Source organism: Veillonella parvula DSM 2008, from assembly GCF_000024945.1.
Taxonomy (GTDB): Bacteria; Bacillota; Negativicutes; order Veillonellales; family Veillonellaceae; genus Veillonella; species Veillonella parvula.
Genome location: NC_013520.1, coordinates 681,966 through 704,100, shown reverse-complemented (window position 1 = coordinate 704,100; position 22,135 = coordinate 681,966). Strand labels below are relative to the sequence as shown.

Genomic DNA, 22,135 nt, shown 5'->3' with positions numbered 1-22,135 from the left:
TATATAGCTATATTATATAACTTTTACGATAATATACCTATATGTAGATAAAACAAAACCGCCCAAATGATTATATCCATTCAGGCGGATCTACGATCATCAATTTATTTTTCACATTGATGTCTTTAACGACCTCTTCAATGGCTGCAAATAATTGATCTGGTTCCCCATCTTTGGAGACCACATAGACATCATTAGCACCTGGTTGTAATACATCAGTAACTGTGCCAAGCACGTTACCCATAGTATCTTGTACCTCAAGACCAATGATATCAAAAATATAGTAACGACCTTCTGGCAATTCCACTAAATCTTCACGACGAACTTGAATTGCTTTCTTAGTGAATAGTTCAGCCGTATTGCGATTAGGAATTTCCTTAAAAGATGCTAAAACAAATTGCTTGTGAAATCGTGCGGATGCAACGTGGTATTCTTTACCATCGATGTAACAGGCATCCATATGCATAAACCGTTCTGGAAAATCGGTTTGAGGCATAATACGAAGATCACCCCGCACACCGTGCGGGGCGATGATAACACCTATTGTGATGAAATCGTTATGCTTCATTATTGACGAAACGCAACGATCTTACCGTCTTCTAATAGGATTTCAGCGCCCATCAAGGCATCCAAATTATCTCCGATTTTAACGGTAACTGTTTGCTCTAATGTACCTTGAGGAATTTCAGTTCCTAAAGACAACTCCTTAGCATCCTTCAATTTAGCTGTTACTTCTTCTTTGAAAGCCAAGCGTTTATTTTTTTCTTCGTCGATTTGTTGACGAATAGCAGTAAGACTTGTAGCATCAACTTTAGCTGCATCAGCTAAAATACGTTGGGCTTGAAACTCAATTGCTTCCAAATCTTTATTTACCATATCAAGGCGAGTTTCAAGATCGGATACAATTTTCGCTTTCAAGTCGTCTGTTACTTTTGCTTTTACTGCTACAGGGACACGTAATGTCATTTCTTCCATTGGAATACTCCCTTTTAGACAATATCAACAGATATCTTTTTGTTCTCTTTAATAGCCGCCGCTTTCACCACAGATCGAATCGCTTTTGCAATTCTACCTTGCTTTCCGATGACTTTGCCCATATCCTCTGGGGCTACATGAAGTTCGTAAACTTCAACATTCCCCTTTTGGACCATGGTAACAGAAACGGCATCAGGCTGCTTCACTAATGATTTCGCAATTAATGAAATTAATTCTATCATCACAGTATGCCTCTCTATTAATTACTTTTTAGCGTCTGCAAATTTTTGCATAACGCCTTGTTTTTTGAACAAGGAGCGAACAGTGTCAGTAGGCTGAGCACCTTTAGCTAACCAAGCCAAAGCTTTTTCTTCGTCTACATTAACGATAGCTGGTTGTTTAGTAGCATCATATTGACCAATTGTGTCAACAGGACGACCTTCACGTGGAGCACGTGCGTCAGCAACTACAATACGGTAGAAAGGAGCTTTTTTAGCACCTAAACGAGTCAAACGAATTTTTAACATTGTGAAATTCACCTCCTTATACTGATGTAAATGGACAAGTTCAGCGCCCCTGCCCATGTATTACATAAACGGTAATTTAGGCATTCCAGGGAAGCCGCCCTTACCGCCACGTAAACCTTGCATGCGCTTCATCATCTTCCGCGCTTCTTCAAATTGTTTCAACAAGCGATTTACATCTTGAACCTGTGTACCAGAACCTAATGCAATACGCTTGCGACGAGAACCATTAAGAATACTTGGATTTTCTCGCTCTGCCGCCGTCATGGATGTAATGATAGCCTCAATACGACGCACCTCTTTACTATTCAAATCAAGGTCCTTTAATTGATCCTTAATTTGCCCCATGCCTGGCAACATGCCAATAATATTTTGTAATGGCCCTAACTTTCTCACCTGATTCATCTGTTTTAAGAAGTCATCCAAGGTGAAATTGTTTTTTGCCATTTTCTTAGCCATTTCACGAGCTTCTTCTTCATCGATAGCGCCTTGTACATTTTCAATCAATGTTTTAAAGTCGCCCAAGTCGAGAATACGAGAAGCCATGCGGTCTGGATAGAATACATCAAAACCATCCATTTTTTCGCTCACACCAGTGAACTTGATCGGCAAGCCTGTTACAGCTTTGATAGATAATGCAGCACCACCGCGCGCATCACCATCAAGTTTAGTAAGGATAACACCATCAACACCTAATTTTTCATTAAATGTTTGCGCTGTTGTTACCGCATCTTGACCGATCATAGAATCTACAACGAGTAGAATTTCATGAGGTCGAACAGCAGCTTTGATATTGGACAACTCATCCATGAGGACTTCATCAATTGCCAAACGACCTGCTGTATCGATAATAACAACATCTTTCAACATATGCGTACTTTGCTCTACGGCACGACGCGCAATATCTACTGGATTTGCACCAGGTGTTTCATCCGAAAATACTGGAATATCAATTTGCTTACCTACAACTTGCAACTGAGTAATCGCAGCTGGACGATATACGTCGGCAGCGACAAGCATCGGACGTTTACCTTGTTTGCGTAAGTATACAGCTAGTTTACCAGCTGTTGTGGTTTTACCAGCACCTTGCAAACCAACGAGCATAATAATTGTTGGTGGCTTGCTAGAAATCATGATACGACTTTGTGTACCACCTAAGAGAGCCGTTAACTCATCATTTACGATTTTAATAACCGTTTGGGCTGGATTCAAGGAACCGAACACCTCTTCACCGAGGGCCTTTTCCTTAATGGACTTAACAAAGTCCTTCGCTACCATAAAATTAACGTCCGCTTCTAATAGAGCCGTACGTACCTGACGCAACGCAAGATTGACATCATCTTCTGTAATTTTGCCCTTCCCTTTTAAGGATTGAAAGGCTTCTTGCAGTTTTTCTGACAAGCTATCAAATGCCATAATATCCCTCCATTTGCGCCAATACTTGTTGCACCTTAGTTTCGGACAACACCTCTTTAGGCAATGTTGCTTTCAACTGTGAAAGCAAGCCTTCCCGTTGTTCATATTGTGCCACCAAGTGCAATTTTGATTCGTAATCATTTAAAATGTGTCGAGCACGCTGTAAATTATCGTATACAGCCTGTCGTGATACGCCTAATTCCTCAGCAATCTCGCCAAGGGACATATCATCTTCGTGGTGAAGTTGTAAGGACATGCGTTGCTTGTCCGTCAACAATGGCCCATAGAAATCTAAGAGCAAACTTATGAGCACTCGTTCTTCCATTTCGCCACCTCCATCACTGTCAAGTCATATTACTTTACATATACTACCGTACATAAAGAAATGTGTCAAGTAGAAATACTTAACACACTTAATTTATTGCTATAATCACAGATATACAAGCTATCTCATCCCCTTGAACCAAAAACCAATAAACTAATTGACTACCTTAACATAATCATTCTAGACAAATTTAATTCATAATCAATGATAATTAATTCTAATTTCTACTTTTATATCTATAATAATATGCTATAATATTAATATCTAATATTTTCAATATAAAACATAGGAGGTATTGTATGAATACCAAACAATATGACATTATCGTCTTAGGTTTCGGCAAAGCTGGTAAAACCTTAGCCGCAAAATTTGGCTCTATGGGCAAATCTGTAGCCATGATTGAAGAAAATCCTCTAATGTACGGTGGTACATGTATTAATATCGCATGTATCCCTACTAAGACGATGATCATTGCCGCATCAAAAGGCTTATCATACGATCAAGTATTAAACCAACGTGAAGTTGTTACATCTCGCTTACGCAATAAAAACTTCGGTATGCTAGATACAAATGAACATGTCGATGTCTATACTGGGCATGGTGCATTTATTAGCAATAAAGAAATCGCCGTTACCGCTGGCGAGGATAAGATTATATTATCTGCTGACACTATCGTTATAAACACTGGTGCTGTAGCGATTAAACCTAATATTTCTGGCATTGATACGGCTACAGGTTTCTATAATAGTACAGAGATTCAACAATTACCTACTCATCCTAGTACATTAGGTGTTATCGGCGCTGGTCCTATCGGTCTTGAATTTGCCAGCCTATATGCTAAACTAGGTGCAAAGGTAACAGTATTTAATATTGAATCTGGTATCTTAAAACGAGAGGAACCGATCGTACAAGAATTAGCTAACGAGTACTTGACTGAGCAAGGTATTGCTATTCTTAATGATGTAACATTAAACTCTGTATCCAATGATGGCGACAAACCAGTTATCACCGCTAATAATCAAAACTATACTTTTGATGCTGTTCTATACGCTACAGGTCGCAAAGCCAATACAGCTAATATTGGTTTAGAACATACGGACATCGCTACTAACGAACGCGGTGCTATTGTAGTTAATGATACTTGTGAAAGCTCCGTCCCTGGTGTATACGCAGTCGGTGATGTAAACGGTGGTCCTCAATTCACATATATATCTCTTGATGACTTCCGTATCGTATTTGGCGCACTTACTGGTAACAGCCAGTATACCTTAAAAGATCGTAAAAATATTCCTTATACTACCTTCTTAACACCTCCACTTTCTCGTGTAGGTCTTACAGAAGAAGATGCAATCAACCAAGGATATACGGTTAAAACGAAAGAAATGCTCGTAGCTACCATGCCTAGAGCACATGTAAACGACTATTTAAAAGGCGCCTTTAAAATTGTTGTGGATGCGGATAACGACTTAATCCTGGGCGCTACACTCTATTCCCAAGGCGCAGAAGAATTGATTAACTTAATTAAAATGGCTATGGATAATAACATTCCATATACATATTTCAAAAATCAAATCTTCACACACCCTACAATGGCAGAAAACTTAAACGACCTTTGTAATTTCTAATAATTTAATAGCTAATACAATCACTAATTATAAAATAATAACCTAACCAAAAAGCCTTTAGACGCTAAACTAATTTAGCAACTAAAGGCTTTTTTATTTATCGATATGATAGTTTATTTATCAATGTATCAGATTATTATAGCTTTTTTAGCAGTGCCTAACTAAAACATGCTAAGACATTGTAGCAATTAATTTTTAGTAAACAATCTGCGCACTATCATTTGTAATTTAGGGGTTAATACAATAGCAACCACAATTCCTGCGGCACTTGTAATCAAAGAGTATTGAATTTTACTAGCCGCCACGACCGCACTTTCAAGAACGAACCACCACGCAAGGAAGTAGCCAAAAGCGGTCCAAACAGCACCAATAATAAGGGCTACTAAAATACGACCAAAGGATGCAGTTGGTTTTGTAATAGAGGGTGGCAAATAGCCTGCAGTCATACCACCTACGATAAGTCCTGCAATTCCTTTAATAAAGAAAGAAAATACGATGTACTGTGTATGACCACCAAAGAGATCAAATAGTGCAGATCCAATTGCCGCACCCAAGCCTCCATATAATCCACCAAAAAGTATAGATGTTGTAAAGAGTGCAGCCGATCCTAAATGAACCATAGCGCCACCTGGTATTTCAATGCGAATTGTAGTAGCCACTGCACATAACGCGGCAATAAAACCAATATAGACAATGTCTCGAGTACTTAATTTCATAATCATGAACCTCTCTTTTAAATCAATTACTATATTCAGTATAACAAATCATAAGCCGTCTAAAAACACCATTATCGTAGGAATTAAATATCCATTTCACGTCTCAATATAAGATATAAATATATACTTAACTATATGTCTGTAGATATAATAAAGCACCTATACATCTGTATAGGTGCTTTATAGTATTCAATTATATGTATAATCTTAAATTTTAGCTCGCTTCAAACGAAGTGAATTACTTACAACTGTAACAGAGCTAAATGCCATCGCTGTACCAGCAATCATAGGATTTAACGCACCAATAGCGGCCAAAGGAATGCCAATACAGTTAAAGATCAATGCCCAGAATAGGTTTTGTTTAATGTTGGTCATTGTCTTACGGCTGAGTCGTACTGCTTGTACCAAGGTATGTAAATCATTTCGTACAAGGACGATGTCGGCTGCTTCTACCGCAATATCTGTACCACTGCCAATAGCAAAACCAATATCTGCCGTAACGAGAGCAGGAGCATCATTGATACCGTCACCAACCATCCCCACTACAAGACCTTTATCTTGTAATTCTTTTACCTTGCTAGCCTTGTCTTGAGGCAATACTTCAGCTATAACATGGGAGATACCCGCCTGTTTAGCAATATATTGAGCAGTTCGACGATTATCACCAGTAAGCATCCATACATCAATACCTTGAGCATGTAACTCTTTTACAACCTCGATAGTTTCTGGACGTAATTCGTCTTCTACAGCCCACAAAGCACTAACAACGCCATCTACAGCTAGAACAGATACGGAAGCACCTTGTTCTTCAAATTGTAAAATATCTTCTTGAACCGCCGTTAAATCATAACCTAGTTCATTCATCCAACGACTGTGCCCAAGTTGTACGGATACGCCTTGGTATGCACCTTGTAACCCTTTACCTGGTACATCAGCAAAACTTTCAAGTTCAACAGCTTTACCTTTATAGCCATGATCTTCACCATAGTAAACCATGGCCTTTGCAATCGGATGAGATGTACCACTTTCAAGAGCCATCATAATAGACATATTAGTACTTTCATCACCATTATAATTTTTAAAAGCCGTCACATCCAATACACCCTGTGTAAGGGTACCGGTTTTATCCATAACAATGGCATCGAGTTTACCCGCTTTTTCAAGATATTCTGCACTCTTGATGAGCACACCGTGTTCCGCACCAAGGCCAGACCCAACCATGATAGATGTTGGTGTAGCAAGGCCAAGCGCACAAGGACATGCGATAACCAGTACCGCTGTTGCATTAATGAGAGCAACGTTAATAGAATCTCCCATAATGAAGTACCACACAAGACCTGTCAAAACAGCAAGGCCAATAACGGTCGGTACAAAATATTGAGCCACGATATCTGCAATACGTTGAATACTAGCCTTGGAGGTTTGTGCCTCTTCTACAACCTTGATAATTTGAGACAACATCGTATCGGAACCGATACGCTTGGCTTCCATGGTAAAAGCACCACTTAGGTTTATAGTAGCACCAATAACTTCAGAACCAACTTGTTTTTCTACCGGTAAGCTTTCACCGGTCAGCATAGCCTCATCTACTGTGGAATATCCCTCAGTAATCGTGCCATCAACAGGGATTTTTTCACCTGCACGAACTTGTAAAATATCACCGGCTACCACCTTAGATGTAGGGATATCAATAAATTCTCCATCACGCAACACATGAGCCGTTGCAGGTTGTAAGGCAATCAATTTTTGAAGTGCTTCGGAGGTACGCCCTTTTGCAATCTCTTCTAAAAGTTTACCAAGAAGGATAAAAGTAATGAGCCACGCAGAGGTTTCAAAATATATTCCATGAGGGCCTAATTCAGGGTGAAATTGCCAGTTATAGATACTGAATAGATAAGCTACCGTCGTGCCCATTACTACGAGTACATCCATCGTAAGCGCCCCATTTTTCACTGCACTCCAGGCGCTCTTATAGAACATAAGACCAGGACCGAACTGAGCAATAGTAGCAAGAACAAACTCTACCCATACAGGCAATGCCTGAATACCAAATCGATGTAAGGTCATATTAATCATCATCGGTACTGCCATACAGGCGGCAATAATAAGTCGTATAATATGAGGTTTTAAGTTAACCTTTTCTATTTCTTGCTTTGTTTCGTCTGCTTCTGTAGCACCAAAACCAATATTCGTAATGGCATCAATAATCTGTTGTGAATCTATAGTAGCGCCATCTTTATATTCAACGCTCCCCTTTCGAGTTAAGAGGTTGACCTTAACAGATTCTACGCCCTCGACTTTAGAAACAACGTTTTCAACGCGTTTTACACAGGCTGCACAGTGCATACCTGTAATATCAAATTCTTGTTTTTTTACGCTCATATTCATAGGCCTTTCTACTCTGTAGATACATATATCTTATCTTACAACTTACTATATTATTACAAATCCGTACTATATTTTGTATCTATATACTTAAATACACGTCTAAACATCGGTCTATAAAAATGATATATACCCTATTGTAAATAAAATAGCCATAAACAGGTTCACTAAGAATGTTTAATATACTCTAAAACTTCAATATTGAACATATTTCATGAGTAACTACTCATATATCTATATTTAATAATAACATAAATTCTCATTACGTCAATATCCTACCAAATATAGGGTGGTATTTCTTTTTTATAAGGGAATTAACCGCTTTTACCTATACATAGCCTTCATAAATAGATTATAATAAAGTGATGATGAATAAACATAAACTTTGATTCCAAAGGAGGTGAATATATGTCTGAATCAATAAGCCCTACGGTGGAATTTATTTCTCTAGCAAAAGAATTTCGCCATGAATATGTTGTTGAAAAATCACGGTTTATAACAACTGTATATCCTTGCAAGACTGAAGAGGAAGCCCAAACCTTTATAAGCCGCATCAATAAAGAATTCTGGGATGCGCGCCATAACTGTACAGCCTATGCATTAGGCCCACAGCAAGAACAACAACGATCTTCCGATAATGGAGAACCATCAGGTACAGCAGGTAAACCAATGCTAGAAGTACTCAAAAAGACTGGCATTACCAATGTAGCCGTCGTCGTAACGCGTTATTTTGGAGGTATTAAATTGGGCGCTGGTGGCTTGATTCGGGCCTATTCACACTCTGTTGCGGAAACCTTACGTCTTGCCCCTAAAGAACTACATACAACACGAACCCGAGTACAAGCAAAGATTGACTATTCGCTGTATGGAGCAGTAGAAAGATATGCCCAAGACGAAAAATTACATTATGAAGCAAGCTTTGGTGAATATGTAGACATTACAATTCTAATACCACCTACTGATGTAGAGCACATACAAAAAGAGCTCCAAGACATAAGTCATGGAGCTGCTACTTGTACTGTATTAGATTCTATTGAGGTGGTACTACCACTAGATAAATCATCTAGTTAGTAGATTCCAAACTTTTAATTGCCGTTATTAACTAAACCGGCTATGCCTTGACCGAGTTCACGACGTTTTTCCTTAGTCATAGGATAAGGCCATACTCGTTCTAATTGTTTTTTCCGGCTAATTTTATTACGAGCCGTCATTAATCTACGTGCTTCCCAATTACGAATTGCTTGACCTAAGGTTCTTTTTACCACGCCCATAGTAGTACCTGCTTTCTTAACTCTTGTTGTATATCAAAATTTGTGATAAGTATAGAAAGATAATTTAAAACTCAATTTACTTTCTATTACTTTGTTGAATTTAGTATATATAGCATTTTATTAAATGTGAAATGACCGTTACTTAGTTCGTTATAATTTTTATTTATCATATTATGTGTATAATAGGGAGATTCTATGGATACATCTTACTACCACAATTTTATTACCCTTGTTCAAACGGGCAATATGACACAGGCCGCAGAGATTCTTCATATTACACAACCAGCGTTAAGTAAGCAGTTGAAATATTTAGAGGCTGAATTTGGGGCTCAATTAATCAACATTAAACGCGGCCAACGAGGATCAAACTTACAATTAACAGATGCTGGTAAAATCTTCTACGAAAAAGCGCAACAACTCTGCTCTATTGAAGAATCTACATATAATGCTGTACAACAATTGAATTCACGCATTGAAGGTACTTTACGTATTGCGACGTCTGCATCTCGTTCAACGCCAATCGTACAGCAATATTTACCAGCTTTTTCCATGAAATATCCATCTGTCCATTTTGAAATTTATGAAGGACTTATGACAAATGTAGTGACCCAACTCATCAATGGTAGCGCCGAATTAGGTATCGCCAATATTCAAATGGTAGATGTCGATAAATTCGATATCCTGCTTACCCAAGAAGAGCATTTATACGCTATTTTCCGTCGTGATGTATTCTGGACAGATCGTGAGCATGATACCATCACGTGGGAAGACATAAAAAAATGTCCTCTATCCCTTTCTGGTGGCTCTGTTCGAATGATTATGCAGTCTAGCTTAACAGATATGGAGCAACTTAATGCAGTAGCTATAACTACAACAAAAAGCTCAGCTATTGAGTGGGCCTCTTCTGGTCGTACAGTTTCTTTAGTCCCAATGGACGCTAAGGAACTTATTAATCATCGCAAAATGGCTCGCATCAAATTGCCAGAATTCTCGGGAGATTTCAAAAAAGCTTTTATCACACTTAAAGGCCATGCACTTTCCCCAGTAGCACAGCAATTTATTGACTTTTACAAAGCCTATGTATAATCATATTTGTACATACTATTACCATAATATGACATTAACAGCTCATATGATTGGTACCTATTTGATTATAGATGCCAATACAATACATAAGAAAAGACCTAGTACAATTTGTACTAGGTCTTTTTGTATCAGATTTTACATTACGGCAAAGCTTATGGTTGCTTAAGTTCACCGTAGATAAGATTGTGTTAAGCTTGATGAACAGCACCTACAATATCAGTGATGCTGTTAAGATTATGTTGTTCTACATATTCGCTCATTTCACGGGCAATACGTGAAATTGCTGTTGGATCTACCATCGTAGCTGTACCAACTTGAACAGCTTGCGCCCCTGCCATCATAAATTCGATAGCATCTGTGCCAGTCATGATACCACCAAGACCAATAATAGGAATAGTTACCCCTTTATAAACTTGATGAACCATGCGAAGAGCCACGGGCTTTACGGCTGGGCCAGATAATCCACCATAAATATTCCCCAATACAGGTTTACGACGGTGAATATCTATAGCCATGCCCAACAAGGTATTAATGAGACTTACTCCATTACCACCACCGGCCTCAACAGCCTTTGCGATTTCTACAATGTCTGTTACATTTGGTGAAAGTTTTACAATAACGGGCTTATCTGTTACTTTACGAACCGCTTTTGTTACCTGTTCTACTACCTTTGGATCTATACCAAAAGCCATGCCTTCACATTCTACATTTGGGCAAGATACATTAACTTCAAGGCCTGCAATACCATCTACAGATAGTGTCTCTGCCATCCACGCAAATTCCTCTACCGTACCAGCAGACATATTCGCTAGCAATGGTACATCATATTTCTCAAGATCCGGTAGAATTTTCCTAACAAAATGTTCAGCCCCAGGATTTTCAAGGCCAATGCAGTTCAATACGCCAGATGGTGTTTCTGCAATGCGAGTGCCAGGATTACCATGACGACCTTTAGGTGTTAAGCCTTTTACAGAAATAGCACCTACTTCATTACTAAGGTCTAAATAACCAGCATACTCAGGGCCATTACCAAAGGTGCCAGATGCAGCAATAATAGGATTTTTCATCTTAATTCCGCAGTAATCAATAGCAAGCTTTGGATTTGGCGTAACAGTGTTATTTAAATCGCGTTCACGCATTAAAAGAACACCTCCTCAGCTGGGAATACAGGACCATCCTTACAAACCTTATAACGTTTGCCACCGGCACCATCACAAGCGCAACCTAAGCAACCGCCCGTACCACATCCCATGCGCTCTTCTAAAGATACTTGGCATGGCACATCGAGTTCTTTAGCCACTTGTGCTACGCCTTTCATCATAGGCATAGGACCACAAGTCATAACAGAAGTAAACGAATTAGCATTAATTAGGTCAGGCATGATTGCTGTAGGGAAGCCTTTTGTACCTACGCTACCATCATCAGTAGTGATGTGGACTTGAACAGGCGTATCTTTAAATAAATCAGCCCAGAAGGTTTCACTTTCATTTCTAAAACCAAGAATAACTTGTGCTTCTTCACCTTTTTGCAAATGAGAGGCGATACATAGCATCGGTGCAATACCAACGCCACCGCCAACGAGAAGCATATTCTTAGATGTTACAAATGGTTCTCCCAAAGGACCTAAGCAATCTAGAGTATCGCCAGGAACGAGACGTGTCATAATTTCAGTCCCCTTGCCTACAACGCGATACAAAAGGGTAATCGTACCCTTTCGGGCATCAAATCCAGCATAGCTAATAGGACGGCGCAATAATGGCGCCGTAGAGTCCGCTACGCGAACATTACAAAACTGTCCTATCTTTGCTTCTGCTGCCTGTTTTGGTGCGTGAATATCCATAATCCACACATCAGAGCCTATTTGCTCATTGCGAACGACTTCGCCCTGTTCTACATAGCCACTCATGGTTTTACTCCAATTCAAAATCTTGTAATGCTTCTACAGTGTAGTTCGCATCATCTTTACGATTCGCCACAACACGCAATACTTCCCGTGCTGTATCGAGACTTGTTAAGCATGGTGTACCCATTTCTACAGCAAGACGGCGCAATTGGAATCCTTCGCGTTCAGGTCGTTTCCCTGCAGTCAATGTATTAAGTACAAGATCGACTTTGTCTTGACGAATGTGGTCAGCACAGTTATCATCACCTTCGGAGATTTTGTTAACTACCTTGCAGTCAACGCCATGTTCTTTGAAGTATTTACCTGTACCACCAGTTGCTTCAATATGATAGCCCAAATCAATAAAGCCTTTTGCTAATTGACTAGCCTCCTCTTTATCGCGGTCTGCAACAGTCATAAGGATTGTACCATCCTCTGGGATACGCATGTTGGCACCATTGATAGCTTTAAATAGTGCTTCAGAATACGTGCGGCCAATACCCATAACTTCACCAGTAGACTTCATTTCAGGTCCAAGAGCGATTTCTACAAGACCCATTTTAGAGAAGGAGAATACAGGTGCTTTTACAGCTACATATGGTTTATTAGGTACAAGACCAAGTGGTAAGCCTAAGTCTTTTAAGCTTTCACCAAGGGCAATGCGTGTTGCACATTCTACCATATTGATACCTGTAACCTTAGAAATGAATGGTACAGTACGGCTAGAACGAGGGTTAACTTCAATAACGTTAAGTTCACCATCAGCCACGATATATTGAATATTAAGTACACCTTTAACATTAAGGCCTACTGCAATACGACGTGTATAATCAACGATTTGATCAATCAATTCTTGGCTCAAATGTTGAGCTGGATAAACGGCCATGGAGTCACCAGAGTGAACACCGGCGCGTTCGATTTGTTCCATAATACCAGGGATACATACATCGGTACCGTCGGAAATAGCGTCAACCTCTACCTCCATACCAACCATATAACGGTCGATAAGAACAGGATGCTCCTTAGATGCTACTACGGCTTCCTTCATGTATACATCAAGCTCTTTATCGTTGTATACGATTTCCATCGCACGACCGCCCAATACATAAGAAGGGCGAACGATTAATGGGTATTTCAACTTTTTAGCTGCTTCTTGTGCTTCTTCATCAGAGGTTACCAGAGCACCTACTGGGCGAGGGATACCAAGTTTCGCCAACAATTCATCAAAGCGTTCACGGTCTTCCGCCATATCGATGCTATCTACGGATGTACCGAGGATTTTGACGCCACGTTCTGCCAATGGGCCTGCCAAATTGATAGCCGTTTGACCACCAAATTGAGCAATGACGCCCGCTGGCTGTTCTTTATTGATGATTTCCATAACATCGTCCACAGTCAATGGCTCAAAGTATAAAGAGTCAGAAATATCAAAGTCTGTAGACACTGTTTCTGGGTTGTTATTAATCATAATAGATTGATAACCCGCTTTACGAAGGGCCCATGAGGAATGTACGGAGCAGTAGTCAAACTCTACGCCTTGACCAATACGAATCGGGCCAGAACCAAGTACCACTACGGATTTTTCGCCTAGTGGTTTAACTTCGTCTTCTTGTGCATAAGCACTGTAATAGTACGGTGTTTTAGATTCGAATTCAGCCGCACATGTATCTACGTATTTATATGTTGGAAGAATATTCCATTCTTTACGTTTTGCACGAACATCTTCTACAGTTGTATTAGCATAACGAGCGATAACAGAATCAGTGAAGGAATAACGTTTTGCTTTGCGCAATACATCCTCTGTTAAACCTTGCTCAGCCAATGCTTTTTCCACAGTAACAATGTTTTTAATTTTTTCAATAAAGAATGTATCAATTTTTGTAATATAGTGGATTTTTTCTACACTAATTCCCTTACGAAGTGCTTCTGCTACAACATAGATACGTTCATCATCTACTAAATGTAAACGTTCGATCAATTGTTCCATAGACTCATGAGCGATTTTCTTAAGCTCAATATGGTCTAAACCAATTTCCAAGGAACGAATTGCTTTGAGCAAGGAGCCTTCCAAAGAACGGTCGATGGCCATAACTTCGCCAGTGGCTTTCATTTGTGTGCCCAAGGTACGATCTGCCAAGTTGAATTTTTCAAAAGGCCAGCGTGGAAACTTAGTTACTACATAGTCAAGAGTCGGCTCAAAGCATGCTTTAGTTTCACCGGTTACAGCATTTGTAATTTGATCCAATGTCATGCCTACTGCAATTTTTGCTGCTACTTTCGCAATTGGGTACCCAGTTGCCTTAGATGCCAATGCAGAGGAACGAGATACGCGAGGGTTTACTTCGATAACAATATATTCGTTGCTATTTGGATTCAAAGCGTATTGTACGTTACAACCGCCTTCGATTTTTAAATAACGGATAATCTCTACAGATGCGGTACGCAGCATTTGGTATTGAATATCGTTCAAGGTTTGGCTTGGTGCCACAACGATAGAATCCCCAGTATGCACACCAACAGGGTCAATATTTTCCATATTACATACGATGATGCAGTTATCTGCACTATCGCGCATTACTTCGTATTCAATCTCTTTCCAGCCTGCAACGGAACGTTCTGCTAGAATTTGATGGATTGGTGAAAGTTTCAAACCACGACGTGTGATTTCATACATTTCATCTTCATTATGGGCAATACCTCCACCAGTACCGCCTAATGTATATGCAGGGCGGATGATAATAGGATACCCAATGCGATTAGCAAATGCTACTGCTTCTTCAAGATCGTTAAATATATCGGATTCAGGAACCGGTTGGTTGATTTCCTTCATCGCTTCTTTGAAAAGCTCACGGTCTTCCGCTTGTTTAATGGCTTCAAGAGTTGTACCAAGAAGTTTTACACCATATTCTTCTAATACGCCAGCTTCAGACAATTGTACCGCCATATTAAGACCTACTTGACCACCTAATGTAGCCAACAAGCCCCAAGGGCGTTCTTTTTTTATAACTTCTGTTACGAATTCAAGACTAATCGGTTCTACATATACGCGGTCTGCAATATCTGTATCAGTCATAATAGTAGCAGGGTTGGAGTTAACTAATACTACTTTATAACCCTCTTCTCGAAGGGAACGGCATGCTTGTGTACCAGCATAATCAAACTCTGCAGCTTGACCGATAATAATTGGACCAGAACCAATTACAAGTACTTTTTTTGCTTCTGAGGTCATATTATTTTCCCTTTCTCATTAAGTCTTCAAATTCGTCAAATAAATATAGGTTATCAGTAGGTCCTGGGGATGCTTCTGGATGGTATTGTACGGAGAAGATTGGCAATTCTTTATGACGCATACCTTCTACGGTACCATCATTTACACTACGATGTGTAATTTCTACGAAATCTGGCAAAGAAGTATCATCTACCGCATAGCCATGGTTTTGAGATGTAATATATACCCGACCAGTACGTAAATCTTGTACAGGATGGTTAGAACCACGGTGACCAAATTTCAATTTGAATGTGGTACCACCATAAGCTTGTGCCAATACTTGATGCCCCATACAGATACCAAAGATTGGTTTCTTACCAAACATTTTCTTTACTTCTTCTACTGCATAGCCAAGATCTTGAGGGTCTCCAGGGCCATTAGATAAAAAAATACCATCTGGATTTGCTGCCAACACATCTTCGGCCTTAGCATCTGCAGGAAATACAGTAAGACGACAGCCTGCAGCTTCTAGAGAGCGAAGGATATTTTCCTTTACACCATAATCCATTACCGCTACGTGGAATTCAGCATTTTTATCGCCACGCATACCTTGCCATTTTGTAGTTACACGCATAACTTGATCTGTTGGCAAGTCTTGTTTAAACAATTTTTGAATATCCTCCATAGGGTAATCAGAGCGTACGAGTACGCCCTTCATTACACCATGGTTACGAAGAACACGTGTAATCGCACGTGTATCTACATCATAAAGGCAAGGGATGCCGTGCAAACGAAGATACTCACTAAATAACCCCTCATTTTGCCAGTTAGATGGAAAGTCACACAGTTCACCTACAATAAAACCTTTACAATATGGCTTAGGACCTTGAGTGATAGAATTTAAAGTACCATAATTACCAATTAAAGGATAGGTTAATGTAATAATTTGATCCGCATAGGATGGGTCAGTCAAGATTTCTTGATACCCGGTCATACCTGTGTTAAATACAACTTCACCTACCGTTGGGGCGCCACCTAATAAGGAACCTTCAAACACGGAACCATCTTCAAGAACTAACTTGCCTTTCATTATAAGACTACGCCCTCCTTCATAACAATTTTGCCATCAACTACTGTGAGTTTAGCTTTACCTGTAACAGTCATACCATCAAATGGGCTAACTTTACCTTTTGTATAAAATTTATTTCTATCTACTGTCCACTTTTCAGTTGTAGAGAATACAGTAATATCCGCTGGCTTACCAACTTCAAGAACACCTGCATCAAGGTGCATCAACTCAGCTGGTCGAGTACTCATATAGTACACAACTTGATCAATGCTAAGTTTATCAGGACTATATGCATTTGTAATAACCGCTGCCAAAGATGTTTCGAGGCCACTGAAACCATTTGGTGCACAGCAGAATTCATGGTCTTTTTCTTCGTATGCATGTGGTGCATGGTCTGTAATAATCGCATCGATTGTGCCATCTTTCAAGCCTTCTAATAATGCTTGGCGATGATCTTCTGAGCGAATTGGAGGAGCCATTTTAAATGCTGGATTATATTCGCGTAGGTATTCATCTGTGAAAGACAAATGTTGGCTTGTAACTTCACAGGTTACATTAAGGCCTTTAGCCTTCGCACGGCGCACCATATCTACAGTATTTTTACTACTTACGTGAGCAATATGGATATGACCACCTGTCATTTCAGATAACAAGATATCACGAGCAACAGCCAAATCTTCAGCTACTGCAGGACGACCAATAACACCTAATTCATAAGAAACAATACCTTCATGCATATGGCCATTTTTAGTCAATGTAATATCTTCTGCATGGTCGATAACCATCTTATTAAACATGGACGAGTATTCTAAAGCACGACGCATAAATGCAGCATTTTCTACATAGTGGCCATCATCGGAGAAAGCTACTACACCAGCTTCTGCCATATCCCCCATTTCAACAAGTTCCTTACCTTCAAGACCTTTTGATACAGCACCAATAAATTCTACCTTAACAACACCAGTAAGTTCGGCTTGCTTTTGCAACCCTCTTACGAGCGCAGCATTATCTACCACAGGATTTGTATTAGCCATAGTTACAACACGTGTGAAACCACCTGCAGCAGCGGCTTGTGTACCGGAGTGGAAATCTTCTTTCGCTTCTTGACCTGGCTCACGCAAATGTGTGTGAATATCGATAAGGCCTGGTGCTACAATAAGACCTGTTGCATCATATATCTCAGCACCTTCAGCATTTAAGTTTTGACCGATGGCTGCAATTTTACCATCTTTTACGAGAATGTCTGCTACTTCGTTTTGTTTTTTCGCCGGATTTACTACCGTACCATTTTTAATAAGCAAGCTCACTACCGTCACCTCCGATAATAGTTAAGTACAATACAGCCATACGTATAGCTACGCCATTACGCACTTGTTCTTGAATTACTGATTGATCAGAATACGCCACATCTGGTGCGATTTCTAGACCACGGTTCATTGGACCTGGATGCATGACCATTACATCGTCTTTAGCTAATTTCAATACATCGTTATTAATACCAAAGATACGTGCATATTCTCTGTTTGTAGGATATAGTGCAGAGTGAATGCGTTCTAATTGAATGCGAAGTACGTTTACAACATCTGCATCAACAACGGCTTCACGAATATCGTGGTGTACGGTAACACCTAATTTTTCAAGTTCTGGATATACCATTGTACGAGGACCAGCCAGATGTACATCAGCCCCCATTTTTGTAAGTCCATAAATGTTAGAGCGTGCTACGCGACTATGCATTATATCGCCAAGGATAACCACCTTTAATCCTTCAATAGATTCCTTTTTCTCTAAGATAGAATACATGTCTAGTAATGCTTGTGTTGGATGCTCATGAGCGCCATCACCTGCGTTAATGATAATCGGATCTACGGCTTTCGTAGCGTATAAAGGTGCACCTTCTGCGCTGTGGCGCATTACGATAGCATCTGTACCCATGTAGGACATAGTTAATAATGTATCGCGGAAGCTTTCACCTTTACCCATGGAAGATCCACTAGGAGAAAGATTGATTACGTCAGCCCCTAAATATTTTCCGGCTAACTCAAAGGAACTACGAGTACGAGTACTTGGTTCCATAAAAAGGTTGATAATGGATTTTCCCTTTAATAGTGGAACCTTCTTGTCATCAGAAAGAACGATTTTCTTCATTTTCTTTGCCACATCTAAAATCAATTTGATTTCTTCAGGTGACACATTTTGCAAACCCAATAAATCTTTGCCTTTTAGGCTAACTTGTCCCATGATTTCCTCCTAACTCACGTAACAAAAAAGACCTTTTGCCCAGGGCAAAAGGTCAAATAGTTTGCACAAAGAAGCCCCTATGGGCACTTCAACTATATTCCTTTCTCAGCCTCTCTGGACTAAATTAAAAGGTATTGTATTATGCAATGGTCTCTCGTACCATATATGCATTTTCTTTATTTATTGTACTGAATCCACCTTTGAAAGTCAATGTAAAACACAAAATTCATATGGATTTTAAAAAGAGGACAAGCATATAAAATTGCTTGTCCTCTCTATATTTAAACAGCTATTAATCCACTTCTATATCTTAAACTTTAATCTAAAATTTCTTTTTTAGAAATTAAGGGTCTTAACCTAATGGATATAATCTTGGTGGGTTTTCTTCATCATTTTGCTGTTCATTTTGTGGAGTATATGGCATTTGATCTTGTTGCGGCTCATTCGCTACAGGATTTATCTGCACATATTGCTGATTTGGCGACAATTGAGGTTGACGTTGCTCACGACGACGTGTATTTTGAGATGCAGTCGGTCTAGGTTTTGTTAACTCATCAATGGATACAGCATTTGGAATAGTTACATTTGATGTATCCCCATGAATATCATCAAGTTCACTGAAGGAAGGAGTCCTCTTAGATGCTTGAGCAGCCTTACGTTCGGCTTCAAGTTGTTGACGGGCAAGTTCTGCACGACGACGAGCGCTTTCTTGTTGATCTCGAACACGTTGAATCGCTTCAGCACGCTCTTTTGCTTTACGCTCTATTTCAGCTTGAGCCAACGCTTGTTGACGGGCAGCTTCAGCTTTACGTTCTGCCTCTAGTTGCGCTTTATATCGTTCCTCAGCAAGGCGTCGTGCCTCGGCTGCTTGACGTTCTGCTTCAGCTCGTTCTGCAGCAAGTCGCTCTTGCTCTGCCTTACGAGCTTCCGCCGCTATGCGAGCCGCCTCTTCTTTACGAGCCTCTTCGGCACGTCTTGCTTCTTCTATGCGACGAGCTTCTTCGGCTCTACGCACTTCTTCGGCACGTTTAGCCTCTGCAGCAATGCGAGCTTCTTCGGCACGGCGCGCTGCTTCGAGTCGTTCCTGTTCAGCTCTACGTTGTGCCTCAAGTCTAGCTGCTTCTGCTTTCCGAGCTTCTTCTGCTCTACGTGCTTCTGCTTCTAAACGAGCTTGTTCAGCTTTACGCGCCGCTTCAATTCTCGCAGCTTCAGCTTTGCGTGCTTCCTCTGCTCGTTTTGCTTCTGCTGCTACGCGAGCGGCCTCAGCTTTACGTTCCGCTTCAATTCGAGCTTCTTCTGCTCTACGCGCTTCCTCCGCACGACGAGCCTCTTCTGCTTTTCTTGCTGCTTCCATTTGTTGTGCTTCCAAAGCAGCCTTAGCCTCTGCCGCTCTACGAGCGTCTTCTTGGCGCTTCGCTTCAAGAGCGGCTTGCTCAGCAGCACGTTGTGCTTCTAAAGCAGCTTTCGCTTCTGCTGCTTTACGAGCTTCTTCGGCACGTCTTGCTTCCAATGCTTCCTGCTCAGCTTTACGTTGTGCTTCTAAACGAACTCTAGCCTCAGCAGCCAAGCGTTCCTCTTCGGCCTTTTTGGCCTCTAAAGCAGCTTTTTCTGCTGCTCGTTGCGCTTCAAAGCGCGCCTTAGCTTCGGCCGCTTTTCTTTCTTCCTCCGCTTTGCGTGCGGCCTCAATACGAGCAGCTTCAATTCTACGTTCTTCTTCAAGACGTTTTGCTTCCGCTGCTAGTCGAGCTTCTTCTGCTTTACGAGCCGCCTCTAGCCGATCTGCTTCCGCTTTTCTCGCTGCCTCGATACGTGCCATTTCAGCTTTACGAGCCGCTTCCGCCTTGCGAGCTTCCTCTGCTTTACGCTCTGCTTCGGCTTTTTCAGCCATCTTGCGCTCAATTTCAGCATGCTTGGCCTCTGCAGCCTTTCGCAACATTTCGGCTTTTTCTGCAGCTAGTCGAGCCTCTTCAGCTTTTTTACGAGCTAATGCTTCTTTCTCATCTTTTGCCTTTTTAAGTTGTGCTTCTTTTTTTACATCTGCTGCAGCTTTATCGCTTAACTTTTTAGTTTCTTCATGAGCAATTGTTTCTGCCCGTTTAGCTGGACTTTCAACAGTAGATTTTTTAGTATCTACGGACCCTTTATCTCCATCTTTACCACCTACAGGTCCTACAGGTATTTGTGTTCCCCCTTGAGTTGGGTTCCCTAAAATATCTTTAACATCTTTTGGTACATTAACAGCAATAGTTTGATGTTTTTGTGGATTTGCAAGAGATTCAGGAATCAACAAGAAACGAATTGGCAAATTCGATGCACCAGCTGGCATAAAGTTTAATGTTAATAAATCGCCCGCATTATAATTCCCTAATAGACGACTATCTAATATAGTACCTTCCCCTAATGCGGAAATACCATCTTCACCACCAATGTGATAAGTTCGTGTATCAGTCTGTCCCCGTCTAGCACCTTGTTGATGCAATGCTTTTACCATAAAGGAACCAGAATAAGGTCCCCCAAGAGGGTTAAAATACAGTCTAAACGGTTCATTCCCCTTTGTAGGAATTTTTAACGTATACGATACCCCATAGTTACCACGATCTCGAACAAATGCTTTATTTTGCATTTCGTCTACACCATTAATAAACGTATCTTCTCGGTCATTACCAATTTCTACAAAGGCACCACCTAAAGAGGTATCGAATGGTGTAGTAACCTCCATATTACGCTTAGCACCAGTATAAGTACCGCGTAATTGTATTTCATCAATAGGAAGGTTTTTCACCCAATGTGATGCATCTACAGGGTCCATCCCCATAGGCAACATCATGACACGCGCAAATATAGGCCCTTCTGTTTTAATATCTACAATACCCGTAAATAATGCATCTCGATTTACCGGTGTATTTTCTAAGTCACTAAAGATTAATTGGCGCCCTTGTGGTGGGATGCTAAGAGAATATAATGGTCTTGCATCTGGGCTTTCATTAAGAGGTTGCTCCAAATCCTTTCGAGACAAATCACGACCTGCTGCAAAATAATCAGGTGTAGCTACAGATTTTAATTGTCTCATGACATGTACTGAAGTTGGATAAGCCGTTTGGTTTTCTAAGACGATAGCAATCTTGTGAGGTAAATCCATTTCATTTACATGATAGAAATAGATACGACCATTGCCATTAATTGTACCTGCACTTAACGTACCTCCTACAGGTCCTACATATTCAGGACTATCCGATAGGAGCAATGTATCCGTTTGAGACACCAACGATGGTGGCAACGGAGAAAACTGAAAATATCCAATTGATTGTAAATCTATATCACGAGCTTCTACATGGCCTGTAAGGGCAGCCATGGCAGCCATAGCCGCAGCTACACAATATCTTGATTTATAGGAAAACATATATTATTACCT

19 protein-coding genes are annotated in these 22,135 nt (G+C 40.4%); 3 read left to right on the top strand and 16 right to left on the bottom strand.

Going from position 1 to position 22,135, the window contains the following annotated elements; all coding sequences use genetic code 11:
- Positions 1 to 70 precede the first annotated feature (70 nt).
- Genes rimM through ylxM form a run of 6 tightly spaced genes read right to left on the bottom strand, consistent with a single transcriptional unit; the run spans position 71 to position 3,240 of the window.
- Entirely contained in the window at positions 71 to 568 is a 498-nt protein-coding gene (gene rimM, locus VPAR_RS02930) for a ribosome maturation factor RimM (protein ID WP_012864102.1), read from the bottom strand.
- On the bottom strand, positions 568 to 975 hold the full coding sequence (locus VPAR_RS02925; RefSeq protein WP_004695569.1) for a YlqD family protein: 408 nt from the start codon (positions 973 to 975) through the stop codon (positions 568 to 570). The genes rimM and VPAR_RS02925 overlap by 1 nt, the downstream gene beginning before the upstream one ends.
- Before the next feature lie 14 nt (positions 976 to 989).
- On the bottom strand, positions 990 to 1,217 hold the full coding sequence (locus tag VPAR_RS02920; protein ID WP_004695567.1) for a KH domain-containing protein: 228 nt from the start codon (positions 1,215 to 1,217) through the stop codon (positions 990 to 992).
- A 21-nt stretch (positions 1,218 to 1,238) separates the two neighbouring features.
- Positions 1,239 to 1,502, bottom strand: coding sequence for a 30S ribosomal protein S16 (gene rpsP, locus VPAR_RS02915; protein ID WP_004695565.1), 264 nt, complete (start codon positions 1,500 to 1,502; stop codon positions 1,239 to 1,241).
- A gap of 60 nt (positions 1,503 to 1,562) precedes the next feature.
- Positions 1,563 to 2,915, bottom strand: a complete 1,353-nt coding sequence (ffh, locus tag VPAR_RS02910) for a signal recognition particle protein (protein ID WP_012864101.1) — start codon at positions 2,913 to 2,915, stop codon at positions 1,563 to 1,565.
- Entirely contained in the window at positions 2,905 to 3,240 is a 336-nt protein-coding gene (ylxM, locus tag VPAR_RS02905; RefSeq protein ID WP_012864100.1) for a YlxM family DNA-binding protein, read from the bottom strand. The genes ffh and ylxM overlap by 11 nt, the downstream gene beginning before the upstream one ends.
- 299 nt (positions 3,241 to 3,539) lie before the next feature.
- Here ylxM and VPAR_RS02900 point away from each other — a divergent pair, with 299 nt between their 5' ends.
- A complete protein-coding gene (locus VPAR_RS02900; protein ID WP_012864099.1) occupies positions 3,540 to 4,865 on the top strand; it encodes an FAD-containing oxidoreductase in 1,326 nt (441 codons plus the stop codon).
- A 188-nt stretch (positions 4,866 to 5,053) separates the two neighbouring features.
- Here VPAR_RS02900 and VPAR_RS02895 read toward each other — a convergent pair whose 3' ends face one another.
- Positions 5,054 to 5,581, bottom strand: a complete 528-nt coding sequence (locus VPAR_RS02895) for an ECF transporter S component (RefSeq protein ID WP_012864098.1) — start codon at positions 5,579 to 5,581, stop codon at positions 5,054 to 5,056.
- Positions 5,582 to 5,788: 207 nt separating this feature from the next.
- Positions 5,789 to 7,963, bottom strand: a complete 2,175-nt coding sequence (locus VPAR_RS02890; RefSeq protein WP_012864097.1) for a heavy metal translocating P-type ATPase — start codon at positions 7,961 to 7,963, stop codon at positions 5,789 to 5,791.
- Positions 7,964 to 8,374: 411 nt separating this feature from the next.
- On the opposite strand from VPAR_RS02890, the gene VPAR_RS02885 reads away from it, so the two are divergent.
- Positions 8,375 to 9,037, top strand: coding sequence for a YigZ family protein (locus VPAR_RS02885; protein WP_012864096.1), 663 nt, complete (start codon positions 8,375 to 8,377; stop codon positions 9,035 to 9,037).
- Positions 9,038 to 9,051: 14 nt separating this feature from the next.
- Here the strand turns inward: VPAR_RS02885 and VPAR_RS02880 are convergent, their stop codons facing one another.
- Positions 9,052 to 9,237, bottom strand: coding sequence for a hypothetical protein (locus tag VPAR_RS02880; RefSeq protein ID WP_004695548.1), 186 nt, complete (start codon positions 9,235 to 9,237; stop codon positions 9,052 to 9,054).
- Between the two features lie 195 nt (positions 9,238 to 9,432).
- On the opposite strand from VPAR_RS02880, the gene VPAR_RS02875 reads away from it, so the two are divergent.
- A complete protein-coding gene (locus tag VPAR_RS02875; RefSeq protein ID WP_012864095.1) occupies positions 9,433 to 10,323 on the top strand; it encodes a LysR family transcriptional regulator in 891 nt (296 codons plus the stop codon).
- 188 nt (positions 10,324 to 10,511) lie between these two features.
- Here VPAR_RS02875 and VPAR_RS02870 read toward each other — a convergent pair whose 3' ends face one another.
- From VPAR_RS02870 to VPAR_RS02840, 7 genes are all read right to left on the bottom strand, one after another.
- A complete protein-coding gene (locus tag VPAR_RS02870) occupies positions 10,512 to 11,462 on the bottom strand; it encodes a dihydroorotate dehydrogenase (protein WP_012864094.1) in 951 nt (316 codons plus the stop codon).
- Positions 11,462 to 12,229 carry a dihydroorotate dehydrogenase electron transfer subunit gene (locus VPAR_RS02865; RefSeq protein ID WP_012864093.1) on the bottom strand — a complete coding sequence of 256 codons (768 nt, stop codon included), beginning with the start codon at positions 12,227 to 12,229 and terminating at the stop codon, positions 11,462 to 11,464. The genes VPAR_RS02870 and VPAR_RS02865 overlap by 1 nt, the downstream gene beginning before the upstream one ends.
- A 4-nt stretch (positions 12,230 to 12,233) precedes the next feature.
- Complete coding sequence (gene carB / locus VPAR_RS02860) at positions 12,234 to 15,434, bottom strand: carbamoyl-phosphate synthase large subunit (RefSeq protein WP_012864092.1); 3,201 nt, start codon at positions 15,432 to 15,434, stop codon at positions 12,234 to 12,236.
- A 1-nt stretch (position 15,435) separates the two neighbouring features.
- Positions 15,436 to 16,503, bottom strand: coding sequence for a glutamine-hydrolyzing carbamoyl-phosphate synthase small subunit (gene carA, locus VPAR_RS02855; protein WP_008715755.1), 1,068 nt, complete (start codon positions 16,501 to 16,503; stop codon positions 15,436 to 15,438).
- Entirely contained in the window at positions 16,503 to 17,789 is a 1,287-nt protein-coding gene (locus tag VPAR_RS02850; RefSeq protein WP_012864091.1) for a dihydroorotase, read from the bottom strand. Before VPAR_RS02850 ends, carA begins: the two co-directional genes overlap by 1 nt.
- Positions 17,773 to 18,723: an aspartate carbamoyltransferase catalytic subunit gene (locus tag VPAR_RS02845; protein WP_012864090.1), complete on the bottom strand. Its 951-nt coding sequence runs from the start codon at positions 18,721 to 18,723 to the stop codon at positions 17,773 to 17,775. The genes VPAR_RS02850 and VPAR_RS02845 overlap by 17 nt, the downstream gene beginning before the upstream one ends.
- Before the next feature lie 352 nt (positions 18,724 to 19,075).
- A complete protein-coding gene (locus VPAR_RS02840; protein ID WP_012864089.1) occupies positions 19,076 to 22,123 on the bottom strand; it encodes an ATPase in 3,048 nt (1,015 codons plus the stop codon).
- Between the last annotated feature and the right edge of the window lie 12 nt (positions 22,124 to 22,135).

Coding starts and splice junctions, on each gene's coding strand:
- rimM (WP_012864102.1), bottom strand. CDS start 568: ATGAAGCATAACGATTTCATCACAATAGGTGTTATCATCGCCCCGCAC.
- VPAR_RS02925 (WP_004695569.1), bottom strand. CDS start 975: ATGGAAGAAATGACATTACGTGTCCCTGTAGCAGTAAAAGCAAAAGTA.
- VPAR_RS02920 (WP_004695567.1), bottom strand. CDS start 1,217: ATGATAGAATTAATTTCATTAATTGCGAAATCATTAGTGAAGCAGCCT.
- rpsP (WP_004695565.1), bottom strand. CDS start 1,502: ATGTTAAAAATTCGTTTGACTCGTTTAGGTGCTAAAAAAGCTCCTTTC.
- ffh (WP_012864101.1), bottom strand. CDS start 2,915: ATGGCATTTGATAGCTTGTCAGAAAAACTGCAAGAAGCCTTTCAATCC.
- ylxM (WP_012864100.1), bottom strand. CDS start 3,240: ATGGAAGAACGAGTGCTCATAAGTTTGCTCTTAGATTTCTATGGGCCA.
- VPAR_RS02900 (WP_012864099.1), top strand. CDS start 3,540: ATGAATACCAAACAATATGACATTATCGTCTTAGGTTTCGGCAAAGCT.
- VPAR_RS02895 (WP_012864098.1), bottom strand. CDS start 5,581: ATGAAATTAAGTACTCGAGACATTGTCTATATTGGTTTTATTGCCGCG.
- VPAR_RS02890 (WP_012864097.1), bottom strand. CDS start 7,963: ATGAGCGTAAAAAAACAAGAATTTGATATTACAGGTATGCACTGTGCA.
- VPAR_RS02885 (WP_012864096.1), top strand. CDS start 8,375: ATGTCTGAATCAATAAGCCCTACGGTGGAATTTATTTCTCTAGCAAAA.
- VPAR_RS02880 (WP_004695548.1), bottom strand. CDS start 9,237: ATGGGCGTGGTAAAAAGAACCTTAGGTCAAGCAATTCGTAATTGGGAA.
- VPAR_RS02875 (WP_012864095.1), top strand. CDS start 9,433: ATGGATACATCTTACTACCACAATTTTATTACCCTTGTTCAAACGGGC.
- VPAR_RS02870 (WP_012864094.1), bottom strand. CDS start 11,462: ATGCGTGAACGCGATTTAAATAACACTGTTACGCCAAATCCAAAGCTT.
- VPAR_RS02865 (WP_012864093.1), bottom strand. CDS start 12,229: ATGAGTGGCTATGTAGAACAGGGCGAAGTCGTTCGCAATGAGCAAATA.
- carB (WP_012864092.1), bottom strand. CDS start 15,434: ATGACCTCAGAAGCAAAAAAAGTACTTGTAATTGGTTCTGGTCCAATT.
- carA (WP_008715755.1), bottom strand. CDS start 16,503: ATGAAAGGCAAGTTAGTTCTTGAAGATGGTTCCGTGTTTGAAGGTTCC.
- VPAR_RS02845 (WP_012864090.1), bottom strand. CDS start 18,723: ATGGGACAAGTTAGCCTAAAAGGCAAAGATTTATTGGGTTTGCAAAAT.
- VPAR_RS02840 (WP_012864089.1), bottom strand. CDS start 22,123: ATGTTTTCCTATAAATCAAGATATTGTGTAGCTGCGGCTATGGCTGCC.